This is a genomic window from Pseudonocardia kunmingensis, from assembly GCF_006716445.1.
GTDB classification, from domain to species: Bacteria; Actinomycetota; Actinomycetes; order Mycobacteriales; family Pseudonocardiaceae; genus Pseudonocardia; species Pseudonocardia kunmingensis.
This window is the reverse complement of sequence record NZ_VFPA01000002.1, coordinates 1,503,258-1,526,815: the sequence shown is the minus strand read 5'-3', so window position 1 is coordinate 1,526,815 and position 23,558 is coordinate 1,503,258. Positions and strand designations below refer to the sequence as shown.

Annotated in this window: 20 protein-coding genes; 14 read left to right on the top strand and 6 right to left on the bottom strand. The window is 74.9% G+C overall.

The features are described 5' to 3' along the window. Positions 1–44: 44 nt before the first annotated feature. Entirely contained in the window at positions 45–917 is an 873-nt protein-coding gene (locus FB558_RS22850; RefSeq protein ID WP_211366738.1) for a ketopantoate reductase family protein, read from the top strand. Here FB558_RS22850 and FB558_RS22845 read toward each other — a convergent pair. Both FB558_RS22845 and FB558_RS22840 read right to left on the bottom strand, forming a co-directional pair. After that, entirely contained in the window at positions 901–2,169 is a 1,269-nt protein-coding gene (locus tag FB558_RS22845; protein ID WP_142056440.1) for an MFS transporter, read from the bottom strand. The two genes, FB558_RS22850 and FB558_RS22845, sit on opposite strands and share 17 nt — an antisense overlap. 24 nt (positions 2,170–2,193) lie before the next feature. Continuing rightward, positions 2,194–3,654 carry an amidohydrolase family protein gene (locus tag FB558_RS22840; protein WP_142056439.1) on the bottom strand — a complete coding sequence of 487 codons (1,461 nt, stop codon included), beginning with the start codon at positions 3,652–3,654 and terminating at the stop codon, positions 2,194–2,196. Between the two features lie 194 nt (positions 3,655–3,848). Here FB558_RS22840 and FB558_RS22835 point away from each other — a divergent pair, with 194 nt between their 5' ends. The 8 genes from FB558_RS22835 to FB558_RS22800 all read left to right on the top strand — a co-directional run bounded on the left by FB558_RS22835 (position 3,849) and on the right by FB558_RS22800 (position 10,627). After that, entirely contained in the window at positions 3,849–4,655 is an 807-nt protein-coding gene (locus FB558_RS22835) for an IclR family transcriptional regulator domain-containing protein (protein WP_142056438.1), read from the top strand. 78 nt (positions 4,656–4,733) lie between these two features. Next, positions 4,734–5,933, top strand: coding sequence for a CaiB/BaiF CoA transferase family protein (locus FB558_RS22830; RefSeq protein WP_425468053.1), 1,200 nt, complete (start codon positions 4,734–4,736; stop codon positions 5,931–5,933). Beyond that, positions 5,930–6,739 carry a citryl-CoA lyase gene (locus FB558_RS22825; RefSeq protein WP_142056437.1) on the top strand — a complete coding sequence of 270 codons (810 nt, stop codon included), beginning with the start codon at positions 5,930–5,932 and terminating at the stop codon, positions 6,737–6,739. The genes FB558_RS22830 and FB558_RS22825 overlap by 4 nt, the downstream gene beginning before the upstream one ends. After that, positions 6,732–7,592 (top strand): DODA-type extradiol aromatic ring-opening family dioxygenase, encoded by an 861-nt coding sequence (locus tag FB558_RS22820; protein ID WP_142056436.1) that lies wholly within the window; start codon positions 6,732–6,734, stop codon positions 7,590–7,592. Before FB558_RS22825 ends, FB558_RS22820 begins: the two co-directional genes overlap by 8 nt. Then, a complete protein-coding gene (locus FB558_RS22815; RefSeq protein WP_142056435.1) occupies positions 7,589–7,951 on the top strand; it encodes a hypothetical protein in 363 nt (120 codons plus the stop codon). Before FB558_RS22820 ends, FB558_RS22815 begins: the two co-directional genes overlap by 4 nt. Further along, positions 7,948–8,901, top strand: a complete 954-nt coding sequence (locus FB558_RS22810; protein ID WP_142056434.1) for a quinone oxidoreductase family protein — start codon at positions 7,948–7,950, stop codon at positions 8,899–8,901. Before FB558_RS22815 ends, FB558_RS22810 begins: the two co-directional genes overlap by 4 nt. An 18-nt stretch (positions 8,902–8,919) precedes the next feature. Next, on the top strand, positions 8,920–9,951 hold the full coding sequence (locus tag FB558_RS22805; protein ID WP_142056433.1) for a 5-methyltetrahydropteroyltriglutamate--homocysteine methyltransferase: 1,032 nt from the start codon (positions 8,920–8,922) through the stop codon (positions 9,949–9,951). Positions 9,952–9,979: 28 nt separating this feature from the next. Beyond that, positions 9,980–10,627: a cytochrome b gene (locus tag FB558_RS22800; protein ID WP_142056432.1), complete on the top strand. Its 648-nt coding sequence runs from the start codon at positions 9,980–9,982 to the stop codon at positions 10,625–10,627. Positions 10,628–10,634: 7 nt separating this feature from the next. On the opposite strand, the gene FB558_RS22795 is transcribed toward FB558_RS22800, so the two are convergent. The 4 genes from FB558_RS22795 to FB558_RS22780 form a co-directional block, all read right to left on the bottom strand. Then, positions 10,635–11,441: a YceI family protein gene (locus FB558_RS22795; RefSeq protein WP_142056431.1), complete on the bottom strand. Its 807-nt coding sequence runs from the start codon at positions 11,439–11,441 to the stop codon at positions 10,635–10,637. After that, positions 11,438–14,122, bottom strand: coding sequence for an MFS transporter (locus tag FB558_RS22790; RefSeq protein ID WP_246106675.1), 2,685 nt, complete (start codon positions 14,120–14,122; stop codon positions 11,438–11,440). The genes FB558_RS22795 and FB558_RS22790 overlap by 4 nt, the downstream gene beginning before the upstream one ends. A gap of 56 nt (positions 14,123–14,178) precedes the next feature. Further along, on the bottom strand, positions 14,179–14,661 hold the full coding sequence (locus FB558_RS22785; protein ID WP_142056430.1) for a MarR family winged helix-turn-helix transcriptional regulator: 483 nt from the start codon (positions 14,659–14,661) through the stop codon (positions 14,179–14,181). A 124-nt stretch (positions 14,662–14,785) separates the two neighbouring features. Continuing rightward, a complete protein-coding gene (locus tag FB558_RS22780) occupies positions 14,786–15,082 on the bottom strand; it encodes a DUF3040 domain-containing protein (RefSeq protein ID WP_142056429.1) in 297 nt (98 codons plus the stop codon). Positions 15,083–15,267: 185 nt separating this feature from the next. Here FB558_RS22780 and FB558_RS22775 point away from each other — a divergent pair, with 185 nt between their 5' ends. The 5 genes from FB558_RS22775 (at position 15,268) to FB558_RS22755 (ending at position 23,556) form a co-directional block, all read left to right on the top strand. Beyond that, complete coding sequence (locus FB558_RS22775) at positions 15,268–18,618, top strand: serine hydrolase (RefSeq protein ID WP_142056428.1); 3,351 nt, start codon at positions 15,268–15,270, stop codon at positions 18,616–18,618. Between the two features lie 56 nt (positions 18,619–18,674). Continuing rightward, positions 18,675–19,778, top strand: coding sequence for a M20 family metallopeptidase (locus FB558_RS22770; protein WP_211366778.1), 1,104 nt, complete (start codon positions 18,675–18,677; stop codon positions 19,776–19,778). Continuing rightward, positions 19,771–20,679, top strand: a complete 909-nt coding sequence (locus FB558_RS22765) for a GNAT family N-acetyltransferase (protein WP_246106674.1) — start codon at positions 19,771–19,773, stop codon at positions 20,677–20,679. The genes FB558_RS22770 and FB558_RS22765 overlap by 8 nt, the downstream gene beginning before the upstream one ends. Then, a complete protein-coding gene (menC, locus tag FB558_RS22760) occupies positions 20,676–21,785 on the top strand; it encodes an o-succinylbenzoate synthase (RefSeq protein ID WP_142056427.1) in 1,110 nt (369 codons plus the stop codon). Before FB558_RS22765 ends, menC begins: the two co-directional genes overlap by 4 nt. Before the next feature lie 67 nt (positions 21,786–21,852). Further along, entirely contained in the window at positions 21,853–23,556 is a 1,704-nt protein-coding gene (locus FB558_RS22755) for a PucR family transcriptional regulator (RefSeq protein WP_142056426.1), read from the top strand. Positions 23,557–23,558: the final 2 nt, after the last annotated feature.

Genomic DNA, 23,558 nt, shown 5'->3' with positions numbered 1-23,558 from the left:
ACGGCGCCGGCATGATGGCGTGGTCATCGCGGAGGGAGTCGGGTGTGGCGGACAGGGTCGCGGTACTGGGGGCCGGCGCGGTCGGCGGGATGCTGGGCGTGCTGCTCGCCGATGCAGGCCACGAGGTGACGCTGCTGGCGTCGGACCGGACCAGCACCGCGATCAACCTGGACGGGGTGCGCCTGCGCAGCGGCCGGTTCGGCGAGCGCCACGCGCGGGTGCCGGCGCGGCCGTGGCTCACCGCGCCCGTCGACGTCCTGTTCGTCACCGTGAAGGCACCGGACCTGCTCGCCGCCCTGGCCAGGGTGGCCCCGGCGCTGGTGGGCGGCGCGGTCGTGGCGCCGCTGCTGAACGGCGTCGACCACGTCCCGATGCTGCGCGCGGCGCTCCCGGGCGCCACCGTCGTGCCGATGACGGTGTCGGTCGAGGCCACCCGGGTGGCCCCGGGTGTGATCGAGCACGTGTCGCCGTTCGTCGAGTACGCGCTCTGCGCCGCGGACGCCGACGGCGCACCGGGCCCGCTCCTGCGCGGCGCGGGCCTCGACGTCGACGCAGCGGCCCCGGACGAGGCGACGCTCCTGTGGCGCAAGCTGTCGTTCCTCGCCCCGCTGGCACTGCTCACCACGCACGCGCGGGACGCGCTCGGGCCCGCGCGCGACGCGCGTCCCGACCTGCTCGACGCCCTGGTCGACGAGGCGGCCACCGCGGCGGCAGCGGACGGGGCGACCGTCGACCCGCAGGGGGTCCGGGAGCGGCTGCGCGGGCTGCCTGCCGGGATGCGGTCCTCGATGCTCAAGGACGCCGTCGCGGGGGCGACGCTCGAGCTGGACGCGATCGCCGGGCCGATCCTGCGCTCCGCCCCGGACGGGGCCCCGGTCACGCGCGAGGTCGTCGCGGCGATCAGCGCGCGGGTCTGAGGCGGGCGCGCACGGCCGGGGGCAGCAGCATCCGCCGCGGGTCGACCAGCGCCAGCGCCGCGAGCCCCACCAGCGGGAGCAGGGTGAGCTGCACCAGGCCGGCGCCCGACCAGCCGAGACCGGCGACGAGGCGGGCGAAGAGCAGCCCGGACACCGCGGCGGCGACGTAGTAGGTCAGGGTGAACAGCCCCGCGCCGCGCCCGACGTGCTCGGGCCGCACCGAGCGCTGCAGCACGGTGGTGCAGTTGGTGAACAGCACGCCGCTGGCGAAGGTGCCGATGAGGAACGCCAGCACGTACTGGGCGAGCGCCCCGGTGGCCAGCTGGTAGGCGAGCAGTGCGGCGAGGGAGGTGCCGACGAAGCCCACGGCCATGAGGATCCGCTGGTCCACGCGGTCGGCGAGCCAGCCGACGGGCAGCGCGGTCATCGCGCCGAACCCGATGAGGGACGCGGCGAGCGCCGCCTGCCCTGGGTCGAACCCGAGCTGCTCCCGCAGGAACGTCGGGTAGAGGCCGAGGAAGCCGTAGAAGACCAGGCCCGACACCGCCGAGGTGGTGCCGAACGCCAGCGTGTTGCGGTTGTACGGGCCGGCGGGGACGTGGTCGAAGTCGCCGGCGCCCGCGGCCGCTCCGCGACCGGCGACGGCCTCGCTCATCGCGCGCGGCACCGTCACCAGGATGACCGCGGCCATGACCAGGCCGACGACGCCGAACACGTAGAAGGGGGTGCGCCAGGTGCCGCCCGCGGCGGCCAGCGCCTGCCCGATGACCGGCCCGAGGAAGACCCCGAGCCCGAAGGCGAGGCCGATGAACCCGGCGGCCAGCGCCCTGCGGTGGAAGAAGAACGCGCCGATCACCGCGTAGATCGCGGTGGCCTGCACGCCCTCGCCGATCCCGGAGACGAGCCGGTAGACGGCCATGTCGGCGAAGCCCGCCGCGAGCGGGATGGCGGTCGTGCCGAGCGAGTACACGACCACGCTGACGACCACGATCGTGCGCCGCGACATCCGGTCCAGCAGGTACCCGGCGGGGATCCCGGTGAGGGCGAGCCCGAGGGTGAACCCGGTGGCCAGCAGGCCTGACTGGTCGAGCGAGAACGCGTACTCCTCGCGGATCTCGGGCAGGAGCGGGTAGAAGACCTGCCGGTCCATCGCGTTGAGCAGGTACGACAGGCACAGGACGGCGAAGCCGATCCCGATCGCCGTCGTGGACGCCTGCCGCCCCCGATCCCCGGACACCGTGCGCTGCGCCATGGGAGCTCCTCCGGTGCTCGGCCGTCAGTGCCCGCGGGTGCTGGCGCTGTGGTAGTCGGTGTAGGTGTAGGGGTTGTCGAGGATCGAGGTCTGCGGGACGTCGGGGTTCATCCCCTTCTCCCACTCCTGTTCGCCGAGCGCGGCACGCAGGTGCGCGACGGTCTGCTCGACGGCCCGGCGCGCCGCGTCCAGGTCGATCCCGACCAGCCGGTGTTCGTGCTTCACGACCCGGCCGCCGACCAGCACGGTGTGCACGTCCCCGCGCTGGGCCTGGAACGCCACGTGGCCGTGCGGGTGCAGCAGCGGGGTCATCACCGGCGAGTGCTCGTTCTTGATCAGCACGATGTCGGCCTTCTTGCCCTGCTCGATGCTGCCCAGCTGCGCCTCCCGGCCCAGCGCGCGGGCGCCGCCGCGGGTGGCCCACTCGACGACCTGCTCGGCCCGCAGCGCGGCGTGGGTGACGGTCTCGCCCTTCGCGTGCGCCTCCAGGTGCTCGCGGGAGCGGTCGGCACCGAGCGTGGCGCGCATCGCGGAGAACAGGTCCCCGCTCCACCAGACCGAGGTGTCCATCGACAGCGAGACCGGGATGCCGTGCGCGCGCAGGGCCCAGGTGGGCGGGTAGCCCTGCCCAGCGCTCTGTTCGCTCTCGGTCGACACCGACGCCGAGCCCCCGGTCGCGGCGATGCGGTGGTAGGAGTCGGCGGAGAGCGAGGCGGCGTGCACGTAGACCGTCTCGGGCGTCATGAACCCGTGCTCGTGCATGAGCCGGATCCCGTCGTCGCCGGTGGCGCCCCAGACGCCGGCGTGCGTGGTGACCGGCACGCCGAGCTCGCGCGCCACCTCGAACGCCGGCTTCTCCGGGAAGGCGGGGTCGCCGGTGACGTCGAAGGCGAGCTGGAAGCCCAGCATCTCGTCACCACGGCCACCGCCGGGGATGCGGCGGGCCACGAAGTCGCGGAACCCGGGCGAGGCGGTCCAGTTCGCCGGGGCGTCCTGGATATTGCCGTAGGCGAGGACGAACCGGCCCGGCACGGACGCCAGCGCGTCCACCGCGGCGTCGGCATGCTGGGGCGTCTGCAGGCCGTGCGACCAGTCGACGGTGGTCGTGACGCCGGCGTCGAGGGCCTCGATCGCACCGAGCAGGTTGCCCGCGTACACGTCCTCGGGCCGGAAGGCCTTCCCCCACTCGAGGTAGTACCAGACGAAGTACTGGGTCAGCGTCCAGTCGGCGCCGTAGCCGCGCATGGCCGTCTGCCACAGGTGCCGGTGTGTGTCGATCATCCCGGGCATGACGATCCCGCCGGTGGCGTCGATCTCGACCGTGCCCCCGGGCACCGCCAGGCCCGGCCCGACGGCGGCGATCGTGTCCCCGACGACCAGCACGTCCTGCGCGGGCAGCACCCGGCGCGCCGCGTCGACGGTGAGGACCGTGCCGCCCCGCAGCACCACCGGACGACCTGCAGCGACCGCGTCGGGCTCACTCATCGCCTGCGACTCCCTCGATGGAGGCGGACGGTCGTCCGTATGACGGTCGCCCTTCTGAAGGCGCAGCTTCGTGGAGACGCCAGGAGCTGTCAATCCGCTCCTCGGACGATCGTGCGCAGAAGCGCCGGCAGCCCTGTCCGCATCGCGGACACCCCGGCGTACCCTCGGGCGGTCGGCACGTGAGGAGTGGTGGGATGCCCCGCGAAGGAACCGGTCCCGACTTCATCGAGGCACTGGCCCGTGGGCTCGAGGTCATCGCGGCCTTCCCGCCGAACCGCCCGGCGATGACGCTCGCCGAGGTCGCCGCGGCCACGAACCTCGCGCGCCCCACCGCACGGCGGATCCTGCTGACGCTCGAGGACCTCGGGTACGTGCGCGTCGTGGAGCGGGGGTACTCGCTGACCCCGCGCGTGCTGGAGCTCGGCGTCTCCTACGTCCGGTCGATGGGGCTGTGGGACGTGGCGCGGCCGCACCTGGAGCGCCTGGTCGCGCAGACGAACGAGTCGTGCTCGATCGCCCAGCTGGACGGGTCTGACATCGTCTACGTCGCCCGCGTCGCCGTCCCGAAGATCGTCTCGCTCGCGGTCCAGATCGGCACGCGCTTCCCGGCACTGGCCACCTCGCTGGGGAAGGTGCAGCTCGCGGCACTGCCCCCGGACGAGCTGGAGCGGGTGCTCGCGGAGCCCACCCGGTCCGGGCTGGTGCCGCGCTGGCAGCCCGACCGCGCCGAGCGCGACGCCGCGCTGCGGGAGGTGCGGGCGCGGGGCTGGGCCCTCACCGACGAGCAGCTGGCGCTCGGCATCCGTTCGGTCGCCGCCCCCCTGCGCGACGGGTCGGGCCGGGTCATCGCGGGCGTCAACGTCAACTGCCACGCCGCCGAGACCAGCATGGAGCGACTCGTCGAGCACCACCTCCCGCTGCTGCTGCAGGCCGCGGGCGAGATCAGTGCCGACTTCGCGCGCCTCGCCGAGGTCCCGCACGTCACGGTGAGCGCCTCCTGAGCACTTGACGCCCCTCGCGTCGGACTGAACAATCCAGCGCGTCGGACGCATGTCCGAAGGACGGACAGAGGTGTTTCAGTGACCGTGAACGGCGTGGGACGGCGGCCGGTGGGAGGCCCGCTCACCGGGCTACTGGTCGCGGACTTCTCCCGGATCCTCGCCGGCCCCTACGCCACGATGCTGCTGGCCGACATGGGCGCGGAGGTGATCAAGGTGGAGGGCCCGCGCGGCGACGACACGCGCACCTGGACCCCGCCCGAGCACGAGGGCGTGTCCACCTACTACCTGGGCATCAACCGGGGCAAGCGGTCGATCGCGCTGGACCTGCGCGACGCCGACGACGCCGGGGTGGCCCGCGAGCTCGCCCGCCGTGCCGACGTCGTGATCGAGAACTTCAAGCCCGGCGGCATGGCGAAGTACGGTCTGGACTTCGAGTCCGTCCGCGCCGGGAACCCGGGCGTCGTCTACGCCTCGATCAGCGGCTTCGGCTCCGGCGCCGGACGGGACGTGCCCGGCTACGACCTGATGGTGCAGGCGATCTCCGGCCTGATGAGCCTCACCGGCGACCCGGACGGCCCGCCCTACCGCGCAGGCATCTCGGTGTTCGACGTGATGGCCGGCAACCACGCCGCGATCGGCGTCCTCGCCGCGCTGCGCCACCGCGACGCCACCGGGCGGGGCCAGCACGTGGAGGTCAACCTGCTGTCCTCGGCGCTCACCGGGCTGGTCAACCACAGCTCGGCGTGGGCCGCGGCCGGCGTGGTGCCCTATCGGATGGGCAACGCGCACCCCAGCGTCTTCCCGTACGAACCGCTGCCCACGGCCGACAACGACCTGATCGTCACGGCCGGCAACGACGGCCAGTTCCGCAAGCTGTGCGAGGTGCTGGGCATCCCCGAGGTCGCCGACGACCCGCGCTTCGCCCGCAACGCGGACCGGACCGAGCGCCGCGAGGAGCTGCGCCCGATCCTCGTCGAGCGGCTCGCCGAGCGGGGGGCGCTGGAGTGGTTCGACCTGCTCACCGCGGCCGGGGTGCCGAGCGGGCCGATCAACACCATCGACGGCGGGTTCGCGATGGCGGAGCGGTTCGAGCTGGACCCGGTCGTCACCGTCGGCGAGGGTGAGCGTGCGGTGCCCACGACGCGGCACCCGATCCGCTTCTCCGACACGCCCGTGGCCTACCGCTTGCCCCCGCCCGAGCTCGACGAGCATGGTGCGGAGCTGCGCCGGTGGCTGACCACGCCGCGGGCGGGCACACCGCAGGAGGGGACACGATGACCGCGCCTCGGGAGTACCCCACCGCGTTGGGCGCCTCCAGCACGGAGAAGATCACGCTGCTCGGGCACGACCTCGCCGAGGACGTCATGGGCTCGGTCGGGTTCGGGGAGCTGGCGTTCTGGCTCGCCACCCAGCGGCGCCCGACGCCGGGCGAGACGCGGGTGTTCGAGGCCGTGCTCGCCGCGCTCGCCGACCACGGGTTCACACCCACCGCGATCACCACCCGGCTGACCTATCTGTCGGCGCCGGACTCGGTCCAGGGAGCGCTGGCGGCCGGGCTGCTCGGCGGCGGCTCCCGGTTCCTCGGCGTCACCGAGGACTGCGGCCGCTTCCTGCACGAGCGGCTCCCCGGCGAGCTGCCCGTCGACGACGCCGGCTGGGACGCGCTCGCGCTCGAGACCGTGCGGCGGCAGCGCGAGGCGAAGCGGTTCGTGCCCGGCCTGGGCCACCACGTGCACAAGAACGGCGACCCGCGCACGCCGCGGCTGCTGCAGATCGCCACCGAGGAGGGGTGCTACGGCCCGCACCTGTCGCTGTTCGCGGCGATCGGGCGGGTGCACCCCCAGGTGCTCGGCAGGACCCTGCCGCTCAACGGGGCCGGGGTCTGCGGCGCCGCGCTGGCCGACCTGGGCCTGCCGTTGGAGCTGCTGCGCGGCTTCGCGCTGCTCGCGCGCACGGCGGGCCTGATCGGCCAGCTCGCCGAAGAGCTGCGCCACCCGGTCGCGGGCGACATCTTCCTGTCGGTGGACCTGCACAACCGGTCCGTCGACCCCGATCCCTACGAGCCGGGAGGTCGGCGTGGCTGAACTGGTCGCGGTGATCGCGTCCACCCACCACCCCTTCTACTACAAGGCCAGCACGGCGACCGGCGAGGACCGGCCGCCGTTCGCCGACGAGTGGGTGCGCAAGGTCGAGGCGTTCCGCGAGACGCTCACCCGCGCGCGGCCCGACGTGCTGGTGATGGTCGGCTCGGACCACTTCCACCAGCTGTGGCTGGACAACATGCCGCAGTTCCTGGTCGGGAAGGCTCCGGTCTACGACGCCAACTGGTACAACGAGGAGCGCGAGTTCGGCCTCCCGCGGATGGTCCTGCAGGGCCAGGAGGACCTATCCTCCCACATCCTGCGCGAGGGCCTGGACGCCGGCTTCGACCTGGCGTTCTCCAACGAGCTGCGGATCGACCACTCGATCACGTGCCCGATCATCACGCTGCGCCCCGAGGCCGACCTGCCGATCGTGCCGGTCTACACCAACATCTTCGCCCCGCCCCTGCCGCAGCCCAAGCGGTTCGTGCAGCTGGGGCGCACCATCCGCGAGCTGGTCGAGTCCTGGCCGTCGGACCAGCGCGTCGCGGTCATCGGCACCGGACACCTGTCGCTGGAGCTGGGCGGGCCCCGCCAGTTCGGCCCGCACGGCCCCGACCCGGAGTTCGACCGCAGGGCCGTGGAGTGGATCTCCTCGGGTGACGTCGAGGGATGCCTGGCCGAGGTCACGCTGGACAGCCTGCACGCCCCGGGCAACGCCACCCACGGCTTCATGGACTTCATGCTGATGATGGGCGTGGCCGGCGAGGGCCGGAAGGCCGACTACGTCGACACCTACGACCTGTTCCACACCATGGAGGCCTACTTCACCTGGTACCCGGAGGCCCGGTCGTGAGCAGGTACCTGCTGAACAAGTTCCTGTTCACCGTCGACCGCGACGCCGCGCTCGTCGAGCGCTACCGCGAGCAGCCGCGCGAGACCGTCGGTTGGTGGGAGGCCGAGCACGCCAACCGGCTGCTGAACTGCGTCGACGCGGAGCGCTCCACCTGGCTCGCCTTCGACGACGCCGAACGCGAGGCGCTGGCCAACCACGACTACCCGGCGCTCTTCGCGATGGGTGCCCACCCGTTCCTGACGCTCACGCTGTTCATCGCGATGTTCGAACGCGACCACGCCGAGCCGCTGGGCTTCCAGAAGGAGTACGCGCGCAGGCTCGCGCACTTCTCGCTGCCCTACCCGGACATCGCGACGTGAGGGCCGCGCAGATCGAGGAGCTCGGCCGGCCACCGGTGGTGACCGGGAAGGAGCCGCCCGCCGCGGCGGGCGGGTACGTGCTCGTCGAGGTGCTCGCCGCACCGATCACCCCGCTGGACCTGCTGTGCGCCTCCGGCACGTCGTACTTCGGCCGGCCCGCCGCGCCCTACGTGCCCGGGGTGCAGGGCGTCGGCCACGCGGACGGGCGCACCGTCTGGTTCCCGACCTCGGCCGGCATGGCGCCGGGTGACGGGAGCATGGCCGCGGTCGCGGCGGTGCCGGAGGCCGACCTGGTGGAGCTCCCGGCCGGCGCCGACCCGGTGGCCGTCGCGGCCGCGGGCCTGTCCGCCGTCGCGGCCTACCTCGGCCTGACCTGGCGCGGTGAGCTCGCCGCGGGCGAGCAGGTCGTCGTGCTCGGGGCGGGTGGCGTCGTGGGGCAGGCCGCGGTGCAGGTCGCCCGGGCGGCCGGCGCGCGGCGGGTCGTCGCCGCCGCGCGGTCCGAGGCGGCGCAGCAGCGCGCCCGCGACGCCGGGGCCGATGCCGTCGTCGCGCTCGACACCGACGACCACGTCGAGCTGGCCGACCGCCTCGCCGAGGCCTGCGACGGGCCGGCCGACCTCGTGCTCGACCCGCTGTTCGGCGCCCCCGCCGCGGCGGCCGCGCGGGTGCTGCGCCCGGGCGGGCGGCTGGTCAACCTGGGCGGCTCGGCCGGGGAGACCTCCCCCATCGACTCCTCCACGCTGCGCAGCCGGTCGCTGCGGCTGCTGGGCTACACCAACAACGAGCTCTCCCCCGAACGCCGGGCCGACGCGATCCGGACCGTCGCCGACGCCGTCGCCCGGGGCGCACTGGCGGTCGCGCACGAGCGCGTCCCGCTGGAGCAGGCCCCGTCCGCCTGGGAGCGCCAGGCCGCAGGCGGCGCCGCAGGCCGGATCGTCCTGACCCCGTAGACCTCCCGAGGAGCAACCGTGTCGCTTCCGCTGCTGCCGACATCGCTGGTGGGGAGCTACGCCCAGCCCGACTGGCTGATCGACCGCGCGAAGCTCGCCGGCCGCTTCCCGCCCCGCGTGCGGGCGAAGGAGCTGTGGCGCATCCCGCCCGAGCACCTGGCCGAGGCGCAGGACGACGCCACCGTCGTCGCGATCCGGGCGCAGGAGGAGGCCGGCCTCGACATCGTCACCGACGGCGAGATCCGGCGGGAGAGCTACAGCAACCACTTCGCCACCGCGCTCGAGGGCGTCGACGTCGACAACCCGGGCACCGCCCTCGACCGCAGCGGCCACCCCAACCCGGTGCCCCGGATCGTCGGGCCGATCGCGCGCCCGCACCCGGTGGAGGTCGAGGACCTGCGCTTCCTGCGCGCCCACACCGACCGGACGATCAAGATGACCGTGCCGGGACCGTTCACGATGGCGCAGCAGGCGCAGAACGACCACTACCCCGACGCGGAAGCGGCCGCGATGGCCTACGCGGCGGCCGTCAACGCCGAGATCACCGACCTGTTCGCGGCGGGCGCCGACATCGTCCAGATCGACGAGCCGTACCTGCAGGCCCGCCCGGACGCCGCGCGCGCCTACGGGCTGAACGCCCTCGACGCCGCGCTCGACGGCATCACCGGCACCACCGCGGTGCACCTGTGCTTCGGCTATGCCGCGATCATCCACGAGCGCCCGGAGGGCTACTCGTTCCTGCCCGAGCTCGCAGGCTGCTCCGCCGACCAGATCTCGATCGAGACCGCCCAGTCCGGGCTCGACCTCGGCGTGCTGGCCGACCTCAGCCAGAAGACGATCATCCTGGGGGTGCTGGACCTGTCCACCCCGGAGGTCGAGGGCGTCGAGACGGTGGCCACCCGCATCCGCCGCGCCTTCGACCACCTCCCGCCCGCGCAGGTCGTCCCCGCCTCCGACTGCGGGATGAAGTACCTCCCACGCGCCTCGGCCTTCGGCAAGATGCAGGCGCTGGCCGGGGCCGCCCGCCTCCTGCGCGCGGAGCTCGCCTGACCAGGTTCCCCGCCCGTACCGTCACCGCATGCCCCTCCGCAACGGCGCGCACGGCTACGGCCGGGTCAGCAAGTCGCTGCACTGGCTCACCGTCGGGCTGATCACCGCGCAGTTCGTCGTGGGCTACCGGATGGCGGACGAGGATCCCGCGCTGGAGCGCGAGGAGGACCGGCTCGACGCGCTCGAGGACGGCTGCCGCGCGGAGACCGACGCGGGCGAGGCCGCCGAGGAGCGCTGCGAGGAGCAGCTGGAGCTGCGCGAGGACGCGCTCGACGCCCGCCAGGACGACGTCGTCGGGGACGCGCTGTCCGGGCTGTTCTCGGGCCGCGCGTTCGGCGACGGGCTGTCGCTGCCCGAGTGGCACGTGCTCCTGGGGCTGTCGATCATCGTTGTGGCCGTGGTCCGGCTGCTGTGGCGGGCGACGACACCGCTGCCGCCGTGGGCCGAATCCCTCAGCGCCGGGGAGCGCAGGCTCGAGTCGGTGCTGGAGAAGGCGCTGCTCGCACTGCTCCTGCTCGTACCGGCGAGCGGCCTGCTCCTGGTGGCCGGGGTCGCTCCCGTCGCCCTGCACGTCGCCGCCCACGTCGTGTTCTTCGCGGTCGTCGGCACGCACGTCGGTCTGGTGCTTCGGCACACCGTGATCCGCCGGGAACGGCACCTGAGCCGCATGCTGTGACCCGGGGTCAGGAGCGGACGGCCTGGATGTCGATCTCGATGCGCAGCGTCCGCCCGACCGCCAGCACGCCGGAGAGCACGGACTGGTTCCAGCTGACCGCGAAGTCGTCGCGCGCGATCTCGGTGCTGGCCGAGAACGCTGCGCGCACCCCGCCGAACAGGTCCGGCCCGGTGCCGCCGTAGACGACGTGCAGCGGCACCGGCGCGCTCACGTCCTTGAGCGTGAGCACCCCGTCGAGGATCCAGTGCTCGGCATCGAGGCGCCGCAGCCCCTCGCTCTTGTAGCCGATCTCCCGGTGGCGCTCGACGTCCAGGAAGTCGGCGCTGCGCAGGTGGGCGTCGCGGTCCGGGTCGTCGGAGTGGACGCTGCCCGGGTCCATCGTCACCTCGACCGAGCTGCCCTCCAGCGGGTCGGCCACCTCGATCCGGCCGCCGAAGCGGCGCACCCGGCCGTGGATCCGGCTCATCCCCAGGTGCAGGGCGGTGGCCCGGATGCTGGAGTGCTGCGGGTCGATCGTCCACGTGCCCGGCGCGGGCAGCACGGCGCCGCCCGCGCGGGCCAGCTCCAGCACGCCGAGCGGCGTGATGCCGCCGTCGGCCACCGCGACGGAGCTGGCCACCGGCTCGTGCCCGGCGCTCGCGACGACCAGGGTGTACGCGCCGGTGGCGAGCCCGTCGAGCAGGAAGTGGCCGTCGTCGCCGCTGGTCGTCCGCGCGCCCTGCCCGCCCGTGGAATCGACCGCCGTGACGGTGCCGCCCGCGATGGGCCAGCCGTCCGGCGTGGTCAGCCTCCCGGTGACCGCGCCCCCGTTCACCGCAGGCTCCTGGCCTCGGCCGGGGCCGGCTGCGGGTGGCCGGTGGCCGGCGCGGTGAGCGCGACGGCGGCGGTCGCCACCGACCCGGCGGTCACCTGCACCACCTGCGCGACCGGCGCGTACCCGCGCGCGGTGAGGGTGTAGGTGCCCGGGGCCAGGTCGGGGAACTCGAACGTCCCGTCCGGCCCGGTGACCGCCGACGCGACGACGCCGCCTTCGGGGTCCACGAGCGTGGCCAGCGCCTCCCCCACCGGAGCCCCGCTGCTCGCCGCGGTGACGCTGCCGCGCAACACCGCGCGGGCGGGCAGCGCGAGGTTGCGCTCGGTGCGGGTGCCGGCGCTCAACCGGACGCTCGCCGCCGCGGGCGGGCGGCCGGGCGCCGCGGCGACCAGCGTGTACTGGCCGTGCGGCACGCCCAGCAGCCGGTAGCGGCCCGCGGCGTCGGTGGCGGTGGCACCGGAGACGGCCCCCTGCACGTCGATCAGCGTGACCGCGGCGTCGACGACGGGGACGGTCTCGCCGCCGGGGCCGGCGCACGTGACGACGCCCTGCACCCCGCTCGTGCCGCTCAGCGCGATGTCGTGGCGGGCCGGGCGGTCGGCCACCGGCACCAGCGCCGCGTGCGGCTCGTAGGCGCCCGACGCCGCGACGACGAGGTAGGTGCCCCCGGTCGGCAGCGTCAGCCGGTACGCGCCGTCGCGACCGGTGGTGGTGCTCGTCTCGTGCCGCCCGCCCTGGTCCGCGACCGTGACGACGGCGCCGCCCAGGCCGGCACCGTCACCCCGCGACACGGTGCCGTGGATGCCGGGCCCGGGCGTGGGCCGCGGCGAGGGGCGCTCGCCGGCGGGCTCGGCGGCGGGCGAGGTGGCGGGCGCGGTGGGGGCGGTGGTGGGCACGGCGTGCTGCGCGCCCACGGTGTGCGTCCCGTTGCCGGGCGCGGGGTGACCCGCCCCCGGCCGGAAGTCCGGGGCGTGGGCGATGGCCTGCGCAGGCGTGTCCCACCCGGCGCGGGCTCGCCCGTTGGCCGCGGCGGCGACGGCGGGCACCGGCTCGGTGCCGGCCGTGGCCGCGCCGGGCGCCCCCGCCTCGGACCGCTCCCGCTCCAGGCCGGTCTCGGTGCTCAGCGGGACCTCCCGGATGAACAGCACCGCGAGGATCGTGACGACCGCGAGCGCACCGGCGACCAGGAAGATCTGCGCGGTCGCGTCGCCGTAGGCGGCCCGCACGATGCCCGCGAGTGCGGGCGGCAGCTCGTTCAGGCTGCCGATCCCGACCTCACCGACCCCGCCGGGCGGCGCGGTGATCCCGGCCGCGCCCAGCCCCTCGGTGGTGAGCGTCGTGACCCGCGCCGCCAGGATGGCGCCCAGCACCGACACCCCGACCGTGCCGCCCATCGAGCGGAAGAACGTGACGGTGGACGTGGCCGAGCCGAGGTCGGTGGCGGCGACGGAGTTCTGCACGGCCAGCACGAGGTTCTGCATCAGCATGCCCATGCCGGAGCCGAGGATGAACAGCGAGGCGCCGACCAGCACCATGCTCGTGTCGTGGTCGATCGTCGACAGCAGGCCGAACCCGCCGAGCATGAACAGCGCACCCGCGACCAGGTAGCCCTTCCACCGCCCGAACCGGGTGATCAGCGAGCCCGAGACGGTGGCCGAGATCGTCGAGCCGATGATCATCGGGAGCATGAGCAGGCCGGCGACGGTCGGCGAGTAGCCGCGCGCGATCTGGAAGTACTGGCCCAGGAAGACGGCGCCGCCGAACATGGCGACACCGACGGAGATGCTCGCGATCGTGGCCAGCGTCGTGGTGCGGTCGCGGAACAGCCGCAGCGGGATGACCGGTTCCTTCGCCCGCGACTCCACGACGAGGAAGAGCACGATCAGCAGGGCGCCGAGCCCGGCCAGCCCGAGCGAGGTGCCGGATCCCCAGGCGAACTGGTTCCCGGCGAGCGTCACCCAGATCAGCAGGGCCGACACGCCGCCGGCGATCAGCGCGGCGCCGAGGTAGTCGATGCTGACCTTGCGCTTGACGACGGGGAGGTTGAGCGTGCGCTGCACGACGATCAGCGCGAGGACGGCGAGCGGCGCGCCCACCCAGAAGCACCACCGCCAGCCGAGCCAGTCGGTGTCGACGATGACGCCGCCGATCAGCGGGCCCGCGACCGGGGCCACCGACATGACCGTGGAGATCACGCCGGTGTAGCGGCCCCGCTCGCGCGGGCTGATCATCGCGGCCATCACGATCATGATCAGCGCCTGCAGGCCGCCCAGGCCGAGGCCCTGCAGGGCGCGCCACGCGATCAGCGTGCCGACCGACTGGGAGAACCCGGCGAAGATCGAGCCGACGGTGAAGATCGTGATCGCCAGCTGCACGAGCAGCTTCTTGCTGAACAGGTCGGCGAGCTTGCCCCAGATCGGCGTGGTCGCCGTGGAGGCGAGCAGGGTCGCCGTGACCACCCACGTGTACTGGCTCTGCGTGCCGTGCAGATCCGTGATGATCGTCGGCAGGGCGTTCGACACGATCGTCGAGGACAGGAACGCCGTGAACATCGCCAGCAACATCCCGGAGAGCGCCTCCAGGGTCTGCCGGTGCGTCATCCGGCCGCTCTCCTCGGCGGCGGCCGGTTGTCGGGCGGCGCTCGCCGGCGGGGCGGACGTCCCCTGGCTGGACGTGGTCAAGTCCTTCTCCTCGGGCAGGTCACGTGCGTGGGTGCGGTAGGGCTGCGTCGCCCGGGTCAGGAGGCCTGGCGGGCGGCGGTCCGCAGCGCGGGTTCGTTCCGCTCGCTCAGGGCGTGGTGCAGGTCGTGCACCAACTGGTCGAGCCGGGCGACCAGGTGGGAGACCTCGGCGTCGTCCCAGCCCTCGAGGGCGTCGGCCACCCAGCGCGCGCGCAGGCCCCGGTGCTCGGCGAGCGTGGCCAGCCCCGCGTCGGACGCGGCGAGCAGCTGCGCGCGCCGGTCGGCGGGGTCGGGCCTGCGCAGCACCAGCCCCAGCTGCTCCAGTGCGGCCACCTGGCGGCTCGCCACCGACGGGTCGACCTCGAGGTGGGCCGCCACCGCGCCCAGGCGCTGCTCCCCCTCGCGGGCGAGCAGGCTGAGCACCGCGACCGTCCAGCCCGGCAGGTCCTCCTCGAGGGGCAGCTGCCGCGCGCTCCGGCTCGCGCGCACGATGGTGCGCAGGACGTCCATCAGCTCGTCCGCGGTCGCAGTGGTGATCACGCCGTTCTCCCAGTTGGTTGCTACCAACAACAGTACGCCGTTAGTTGTGCTCTACAACTTCCGGGTCTGTGCCGTCCCTCACCGCCGGGAGCGCCGGATGCCCTCGGGCATGCAGCCGAACGGTCTACCAGAGCGGCGCACTGTTGTCGGGCGGATCGCCGTCCTCACGACGACGACGCGCCAACCCGACCCAGCCCGCGGTCATCCCCCCGGCCGAGAGCAGGAAGAGGGCGGGGCTCAGCACCGCGAGCGCGAGCAACAACCCCAGGCCGCTCAGCGCGAGCACGAGGGCCGGCCAGGAGCGCCACCGGCGCGGCCCGTCGTCCGGCCACTGGGAGAAGCGGCGGGCGAACTCGGGATCGTCGTCCCGCAGCTGACGTTCGATCGCCTCGAGCCTCCGCCGGTCGTTCTGGTTCAGCATCGCGTCTCCGTCAGCGGTCCGCCCGTGCACGTCCGCTCGCGCACAGACCAGCGTGAGCAGCGGGTTCCCTCGCAGAACGCGGCCAAACGGCGCAGGGACGACGAGCGCTCGGGCACAACGCCGCACCCCGAACTTCGTCGAGGAGCACGAAGACCGGATGCGCGGGAGCGGGTTGGCTGCTGCTCATGGGAACGCCGCTCGAGGTCGACGACGTCCACCAGGTGCCGCTGCCGAGCGCGCCCAGCATCTCCCCGGACGGCCGACTGGTCGTGTACGTGCTCCGCACGACGGACGTGGCGGCCGACGCCGACCGGTACTCGCTCTGGGCGGTCGCGACCGGGGGCGACGGCACGCCGGTGCGGCTCACCCGCGGCGACGCGGACACCGCACCCGCGATCGCGCCCGACGGGCGGCGGGTGGCGTTCCTGCGCCGCACCCCCGACGGAGCGCAGCTGCACCTGCTCGCGCTCGACGGCGGGGAACCCGAGCCGCTGACGGAGCTCCCGCACGGTGCGGGCCCGCCGGTGTGGAGCCCCGACGGCACCAGGATCGCGTTCGTGGCGCCGGTCGAACGGGGCGCGCAGGGCGAGGAGGCGCCGGTCGTCGTCGACCGGCTCGACCACAAGGTCGACGGCGCCGGGCTGCGCCGCACCCGCCGTCGGCACATGCACGTCCTGGACCTCGCCACCGCCACCGTCCGGCAGCTGACGGACGGGGACTGGGACGCGGGGCACCCGGCGTGGTCCCCCGACGGGCGCACGCTCGCGTTCGCGGCCGCCCCCGAGCCGGACGCCGACCTCACCCTGGCCTCGGCCGTGCACGTGCTCGACGTGGACGCGGCTCGCGGCGGGGCCGGGCCGCGGCGCGTCGGCCCGGCGCGGGGCACCGCGGCGCTCGCGGTGTGGACGCGCGAAGGCGAACACCTGCTCGTGACGGGGACGCCGGAGGTGGCGATCGGGCACACCGGGCTGCTGCGGGTCCCCGCCGACGCCGGGTCCGCCACTGCCGCGCCGGACCCGGTCGACCTCGCCGCGCCGCTGGACCGCAACGTGATGCCGGGCGGGCCGGGCTACCCCGGTGGCGCCGCGCAGCTCGCCGCGGACGGGCACACCGTCGTGTTCTGCGTGCGCGACCGGGGATGCACGCACGTCTACGCCACGGATGTGGACAGCGGCTCGCCACCGCGTCCGGTGCTCACCGGCGCGGACGTGGTCGTGTCCGGCCTGTCGGTGGCCCGCGACGCCGACCGGGCGGCGGTGGTCGTCGCCGACGGCGACGCGTACGGCGAGGTCGCCGTCGTCGAGCTGGGCACCGGTGCGCTCACGCGGCTGACCACGCACACCGCGGACGCCCTCCCCGACGTCACGCTGTTCCGGGCCGAGCCGCGGGAGTTCACCGTGCACGACGGTTCCGTCGTGCACGGCTGGCTGCTGCGCGACCCGGCCGCGTCCTCGCCCGCCCCGCTGCTGCTGGACGTCCACGGTGGGCCGCACAACGCCTGGCACCCGGCCGCCGACGCCGCGCACTCCTACCACCAGGCGCTGGCCGCGCGCGGCTGGGCGGTGCTGACCCTCAACCCGCGCGCGAGCGACGGCTACGGCGGCGACTTCTACACCGGCGCCGTCGGCGCATGGGGCCTCGCCGACGAGCGCGACTTCCTCGACCCGCTGGACCAGCTCGTCGCCGAGGGGGTGGCCGACCCGGACCGGCTCGCGGTGAGCGGCTACAGCTACGGCGGCTACATGACGTGCTGGCTCACCGGGCGCACCGATCGCTTCGCGGCCGCGGTGGCCGGTGGCGTCGTCGTCGACCTGCGGGCACTGGCGGGCACCAGCGACCTCGGCCACGGCCTCGCCTCGCTGGAGTTCGGCGACGCGCCGGAGCGGGTGCGGGCCCAGTCCCCCATCGAGCACGTCGAGCACGTCCGCACGCCGACGCTGGTGCTGCACGGCCTGGCCGACGAGCGCTGCCCTGCCGGCCAGGCCGAGCAGTGGTTCAGCGCCCTGCGGACCCGCGGCGTCCCGGCCCGGCTCGTGCTCTACCCGGGCGCGTCACACCTGTTCATCCTCGACGGCCGCCCGTCGCACCGCAGCGACTACGGCCACCGCATCCTCGACTGGCTGGAGCGCCACGTCGGCGGGCGGCGCGCCCTCGACGCCGCGCACTGGCAGCGCCGGCTGGGCGAGCTGGCCGAGCGGTGCCAGGTCCCGGGCGCCGGCCTGGCCGTCCTGCGCCTCGGTTCCGGCCCCGGTGGCGCGGACGAGCTCGTCGAGGCGACCCACGGCGTGCTGAGCCGCGCCACCGGCGTCGAGGTCACCCCCGACACGGCCTTCCAGATCGGGTCGATCACGAAGGTCTGGACCGCGACCCTGGTGATGCAGCTGGTGGACGAGGGCCGCATCGACCTCGACGCCCCGATCACCGACGTCCTGCCCGACTTCCGGGCCGGGGACGCCGAGGTGACCGAGAAGGTCACGATGCGCCACCTGCTCAGCCACACCAGCGGGATCGACGGCGACATCTTCACCGACACCGGACGCGGCGACGACTGCGTGGAGGCCTACGTCCGGCAGCTGGACGGCGCCGCCCAGAACCACCCGCTGGGTGCCACCTTCTCCTACTGCAACTCCGGGTTCATCCTCGCCGGCCGCGTCGTCGAGGTCCTGACCGGGCTGACCTGGGACGCGGCGCTGCGCGAGCGCCTCGCCGCCCCGCTGGGCCTCGCGCACACCTCGACGCTGCCCGAGGAGGCCGTCCTCGGACGGGTCGCCGTGGGCCACGTCGGCGAACCCGACGAGGAGCCGCGCCCGACGCCGGTCTGGCTGCTGCCCCGCTCGGCCGGGCCGGCCGGGCTGGTCAACGCGACGCCGCGGGACGTGGCGGGGTTCGCCGCGATGCACCTGCGTGGCGGCACCGCCCCCGACGGGACGTCGGTGCTGACCGCGGCGTCGGTGGCCGCGATGCAGGAGTGCCAGTTCGAGCTGCCCGACCGGCACACCCTCGGCGACTCCTGGGGGCTGGGCTGGATCCGGTTCACCTGGGACGGCAGGCGGGTGATCGGCCACGACGGCAACACGATCGGCCAGTCGGCCTTCCTGCGGGTCGTGCCCGACGCCGGGATCGCCGTGGTGCTGCTGACGAACGGCGGGCACGCCCGGGACCTGTTCCAGCAGCTGTACCGGGAGGTCCTCGCCGAGACCGCCGACCTGGCGATGCCGGCGCCGCTCGCTCCGCCCGCGGACCCGCCTCCCGTCGATGCCGACCGCTACACCGGCGTCTACGAGCGGACGTCGGTCACCAGCGAGGTGTTCGAGCGGGACGGCACGCTCGTGCTGCGCACGACGAGCACCGGCCCGGTGGCCGCGGCCCTGGGCGAGCCGACGCACGAGTACGACCTCGTGCCGGTGGCCGAGGACCTGTTCGTGATGCGGGCGCCGGGCGTCGAGACGTGGACGCCGGTGACGTTCTACCGGCTGCCCGACGGCAGCGAGTACGTGCACTACGGCGTGCGCGCCAACCCGAAGCGGCGGTCGTGATGGCCGCTCCCGCGGGCGCGCTCACCACCGCGCGGTTCGAGGCCGCGCTGCCGGCGATGCTCGCCGACCTCGAGCAGCTCGTCAGGTGCGAGTCGCCCTCGGCGGACCTGGCCGCCGTGGCGGCGAGCGCCGAGGTGGTCGCGGGCCAGGGCGCCGCGGCGCTCGGTGCGGCGGGCGAGCGGCTGGTCGTCGACGGCCGCACCCACCTGCGCTGGCGGCTCGGTGAGGGCCCGCGCCGGGTGCTGGTGCTCGGCCACCACGACACCGTCTGGCCGATCGGCACCCTCGCCACCCTCCCGTGGTCGGTGCGCGACGGCATCGCCACCGGCCCGGGGTGCTTCGACATGAAGGCCGGCCTCGTGCAGGCCTTCCACGCGCTGGCCGCCCTGCGCGCCGACGGGCACGACCTGGACGGGGTCACCGTGCTCGTCACCGGGGACGAGGAGGTCGGCTCGCCGTCCTCGGAGGCGCTGATCCGCCAGGAGGCGCGCGGCTGCGACGCGGCGTTCGTGCTGGAGGCGAGCGCCGACGGCGGGGCGCTCAAGACCGGCCGCAAGGGCGCATCGATGTACGAGATCGCGGTGTCCGGACGGGCCGCGCACGCGGGCCTCGAGCCCGAGAAGGGCGTCAACGCGGGCATCGAGCTGGCCCACCAGGTGCTGGCCGTCGCCGCGCTCGCCGACCCCGCGCGGGCCACCACCGTCACCCCGAGCGTGCTGCAGGCGGGCACGACCACGAACACCGTGCCGGCGAGCGCGCGGCTCGCCGTGGACGTCCGGGTCCTCTCGGTCGCCGAGCAGGAGCGCGTCGACCGGGCCGTCCGCGCGCTGCCCACCACCGTGCCCGGCGCCCGGGTGAGCGTGTCCGGGGGCCCCAACCGGCCACCGCTGTCCCCGGAGTCGTCGGCGACGCTCTTCGCGCTCGCCCGCGACGTCGCGGCCCGGCTCGGGCTGGACCCGCTCGACGGCGTGACCGTCGGCGGGGCGTCCGACGCGAACTTCACCGCCGGTGCGGGCGTGCCCACCCTCGACGGTCTCGGCGCCGTCGGCGGGGGCGCGCACGCCGACGACGAGCACGTGCGGGTGGCCGAGCTGCCCCGGCGGACGGCGCTGCTCGCGGGCCTGGTCACCGCCGTGCTGGCCGGTGGCGGCCGTGGCTGACCTGGCCGCCCCCGTGCGGGAACCGCGGCTCGCGCAGGCGATCGCCGACGCCGAGCGCGCGGCGCGCCGGAGCGGTGTGAGCATCCGGGAGCTCACCGACGTCGCCGCGATGGACGCCGCGCACGCGCTGGTGGACCGGATCTGGCGCCCGGATCCGGCGAACCCGCCCGTCACCACGGAGCTGCTGCGCGCGCTCGGCAAGGCGGGCAACTACCTGGCCGGCGCCTACACCGGGGCCGAGCTGGTCGGCGTGACCGTCGGGTTCTTCGCGGCGCCGTCGGGCACGGCCCTGCACAGCCACATCACCGGTGTCGCCGGGCCCGCCCGGTGGCGCCACGTCGGTTACGCGCTCAAGCTGCACCAGCGCGCATGGGCCCTCGCGCGCGGGATCACCACGATCACCTGGACCTTCGACCCGCTCGTGCGGCGCAACGCGCACTTCAACCTCACGAAGCTGGGGGCGGTGGCCGCGGAGTACCTGCCGGACTTCTACGGGCCGATGCAGGACTCGATCAACGGCGGCGACGCGACCGACCGGCTGCTGACCAGGTGGGAGCTGACCGCGCCCGGCGTCGAGGCGGCGTGCGCGGGCCGTCCGCGGACGGTCGACGAGGCCGCGCTGCGCGCCGCCGGGGCGGCCGAGGCGCTGGCCGTGGACCCCGCGGGCGGACCGCGGGTGGCGCCCGCCCCCGAGCGCGCCCGGCCGCTCACCCTCGCCGCGGTGCCACCGGACGTCGAGGCGCTGCGCGCGGAGCGCCCGGACCTGGCGCGGCGCTGGCGGCGCGCGTTGCGCGAGGTCCTCGGGGACGCCCTGAGCGAGGGGGCCCGCGTCGCCGGGTTCGCGCGCGAGGGCTGGTACGTGATCGACCGTTCCGACGAGCCGGGGAGGCCCACGCGGTGAAACTGACGTCCGTCGAGCTGAGGCGGGTGGCGATGCCGCTCGTGGCGCCCTTCCGCACGTCGTTCGGCACGCAGACGGTGCGCGAGCTGCTGCTGGTCCGCGTGACGACCCCGGACTCGGAGGGCTGGAGCGAGTGCGCCACCCTCGTCGACCCGCGCTACTCGGCGGAGTACGTCGACGGGGCGGCGGACGTGATGCGCCGCTTCTTCGTCCCGGCACTGGCGGCGGTGCCCGACCTCGACGCGCACGCGGTCGGGCGGGTCCTGAGCCCCTTCAAAGGCCACTGGATGGCGAAGGCCGCCCTGGAGACCGCGGTGCTCGACGCGGAGCTGCGCGCGGCCGGGCAGTCGTTCGGGCGGTTCCTGGGGGCCGCCCGCGACCGGGTGCCGTGCGGGGTCTCGGTCGGGATCATGGACTCGATCCCCCAGCTGCTCGACACCGTCGGCGGCTACCTCGACGCGGGCTACGTCCGGATCAAGCTCAAGATCGAGCCTGGCTGGGACGTCGAGCCCGTGCGCGCGGTCCGGGAGCGCTTCGGGGACGAGATTGCGCTGCAGGTCGACGCGAACACCGCCTACGCCGTCTCCGACGCCCGCCACCTCGCGCGGCTGGACCCGTTCGACCTGCTGCTGATCGAGCAGCCCCTCGACGAGGACGACGTGCTGGGCCACGCGGAGCTGGCCCGGCTGGTGCGCACCCCGATCTGCCTGGACGAGTCGATCACCTCGGCCCGCACGGCGGCCGCCGCGATCCGGCTGGGGGCGTGCGCGGTGGTCAACGTCAAACCGGCGCGCGTCGGCGGCTACCTGGAGGCCAGGCGCATCCACGACGTCTGCGTGGCGCACGGCGTGCCGGTGTGGTGCGGCGGCATGCTCGAGTCCGGGATCGGCCGGGCCGCGAACGTGGCCCTGGCCGCGCTGCCCGGTTTCACCCTGCCCGGCGACACGTCGGCGTCGGACCGCTACTACGCCACCGACCTCACCGCGCCGTTCGTCCTCGACGACGGTCACCTGCCGGTGCCGACCGGGCCGGGACTCGGGGTCGAGCCGGTGCCCGAGCTCCTCGACGCGATGACCACGGCCCGGGAGTCCCTGCCGCTGCGCTGACCGCTCCCGTCGCGCAGCGGTGCGCGGCTACGGTGGCGCTGTGGATCGTGACCGGAACGGGCGTGCGGTGGCATCTCCCTCACCGCCGTCCCGGCCCCGGGCCGGCCTCGGTCGCGTCCTGGACCGGTTGGGCACCACCCTGCTCGACGTCGCGGCGGGCGACCCGCACGGCCCGGCGGCCGCGCACGGCGTCGGCGGCGTGGTCATCCACGACCCCTGCGACGAGCCGGTGCTGCCGCCGGGCGCGCTGGTCCTCGCGGTCGGCGTCGACGACGCCGCGGAGATCGCCGCGCTGCTGCGCCGCGTGGCCGACCAGGGCGGCGCGGGCGTGGTCGTGCGCGCGCCCGTGCCGGTGGACGACCGGCTCACGGCCCTGGCCGCCGACACCGGCACCGTGCTGCTCGGGCTCACGCGCGGGGCCAGCTGGAACCAGCTGGCCGCGCTGCTGCGGGCCCTGCTCGGCGAGGGCGACGTGGGCGCGGACGCCGCAGGCGCCGAGCCCGAGTCGCTCGGCGGCGTGCCGGCCGGCGACCTGTTCGCACTCGCCAACGCGGTCAGCGCCCTGCTCGACGCCCCGATCACCATCGAGGACCGCAGCTCGCACCTGCTCGCGTTCTCCGGCCGCCAGGACGAGGCCGACGAGAGCCGGATCGAGACGATCCTGGGCCGGCAGGTCCCGGACCGCTACATGCGCAGGCTGGAGGAGTGCGGCGCCTTCCGCCGCCTCTACGCCCAGGACGGGCCGGTGTTCGTGAGCCCGGACGACCTGGGCATGCCGGAGGTCTCCCTCGGCCGCGCCGCGGTCGCCGTCCGGGCGGGCGACGAGATCCTGGGCTCGATCTGGGCCGCCGTACCCGGTGCGCTCTCCCCCGCGCGGGCGCAGAGCCTCGTCGACGCGGCCAAGCTGGTGGCCCTGCACCTGCTGCGCATGCGGGCCGGGGCCGACGTCGAGCGCCGGCTGGTCGCCGACCTGGTGGCCACGGCGCTCGAGGGCGGCCCGGACGCCGGCAACGCGCTGGCCCGGCTCGGGCTGGCCGACCGGCCGCTCGTGGTGCTCGCGCTGGGCCTGCCCGAGGGCGACGGTGAGCCGGAGACCCTCGCCCTGGCCCGCCGCGAGACCGAGCGCCAGCGGGCCGCCGACGCGCTCGCCGTGCACCTGTCCGCACTGCACCCCGACGCGGTCGTCGCCGCCCTGCGCGGCGTCGCCTACGGCATCGTGCCGGTGCCGCGCGACGAGGCGGGCGCGGGCGAGGAGCGCGTCGTCGCCATCGCGGCGGGGTTCCTGCAGCGCACCAGCGCCCGCTCCCCCGGCTTCATCGGGGTGGGCCGGCTCGCCACCGACATCACCACCCTGACCCGCGCCCGCGACGACGCCGACCGGGCGCTGCGGGTGCTGCGCAGCGCCGGCAGCAGCGGCACCCCGTCACGCCGCGTAGCCCGGGCCGCGGACGTGCAGGTCGAGTCGCTCCTGCTGCGGCTGGCCGACCTCGACGCCGCCGAGGGCCACGAGCCCGCGGGCCCGGTCGGCGAGCTGCTGGCCTACGACGCCGCGCACCGCACCCATCTGGTGAAGACCCTGCGCGCCTGGCTCGACGCCTTCGGCGACGTCAACGTCGCGTCATCGGCCGTGCACGTGCACCCGAACACCTTCCGCTACCGGCTGCGCCGGATCGTCGAGGTCGGCCACATCGACCTCGACGACGCCGACACCCGCTTCGCCGCCATGCTGCAGCTGCGCCTGCTGGGGCACACCGGCGACGCCGCGCGGTAGCG

Excerpts from the sequence above, each read along its gene's own strand:
- FB558_RS22845 (WP_142056440.1), bottom strand. The coding sequence starts at position 2,169 with ATGGCGCAGCGCACGGTGTCCGGGGATCGGGGGCGGCAGGCGTCCACG.
- FB558_RS22840 (WP_142056439.1), bottom strand. The coding sequence starts at position 3,654 with ATGAGTGAGCCCGACGCGGTCGCTGCAGGTCGTCCGGTGGTGCTGCGG.
- FB558_RS22835 (WP_142056438.1), top strand. The coding sequence starts at position 3,849 with ATGCCCCGCGAAGGAACCGGTCCCGACTTCATCGAGGCACTGGCCCGT.
- FB558_RS22825 (WP_142056437.1), top strand. The coding sequence starts at position 5,930 with ATGACCGCGCCTCGGGAGTACCCCACCGCGTTGGGCGCCTCCAGCACG.
- FB558_RS22800 (WP_142056432.1), top strand. The coding sequence starts at position 9,980 with ATGCCCCTCCGCAACGGCGCGCACGGCTACGGCCGGGTCAGCAAGTCG.
- FB558_RS22780 (WP_142056429.1), bottom strand. The coding sequence starts at position 15,082 with ATGCTGAACCAGAACGACCGGCGGAGGCTCGAGGCGATCGAACGTCAG.
- FB558_RS22775 (WP_142056428.1), top strand. The coding sequence starts at position 15,268 with ATGGGAACGCCGCTCGAGGTCGACGACGTCCACCAGGTGCCGCTGCCG.
- FB558_RS22770 (WP_211366778.1), top strand. The coding sequence starts at position 18,675 with ATGCTCGCCGACCTCGAGCAGCTCGTCAGGTGCGAGTCGCCCTCGGCG.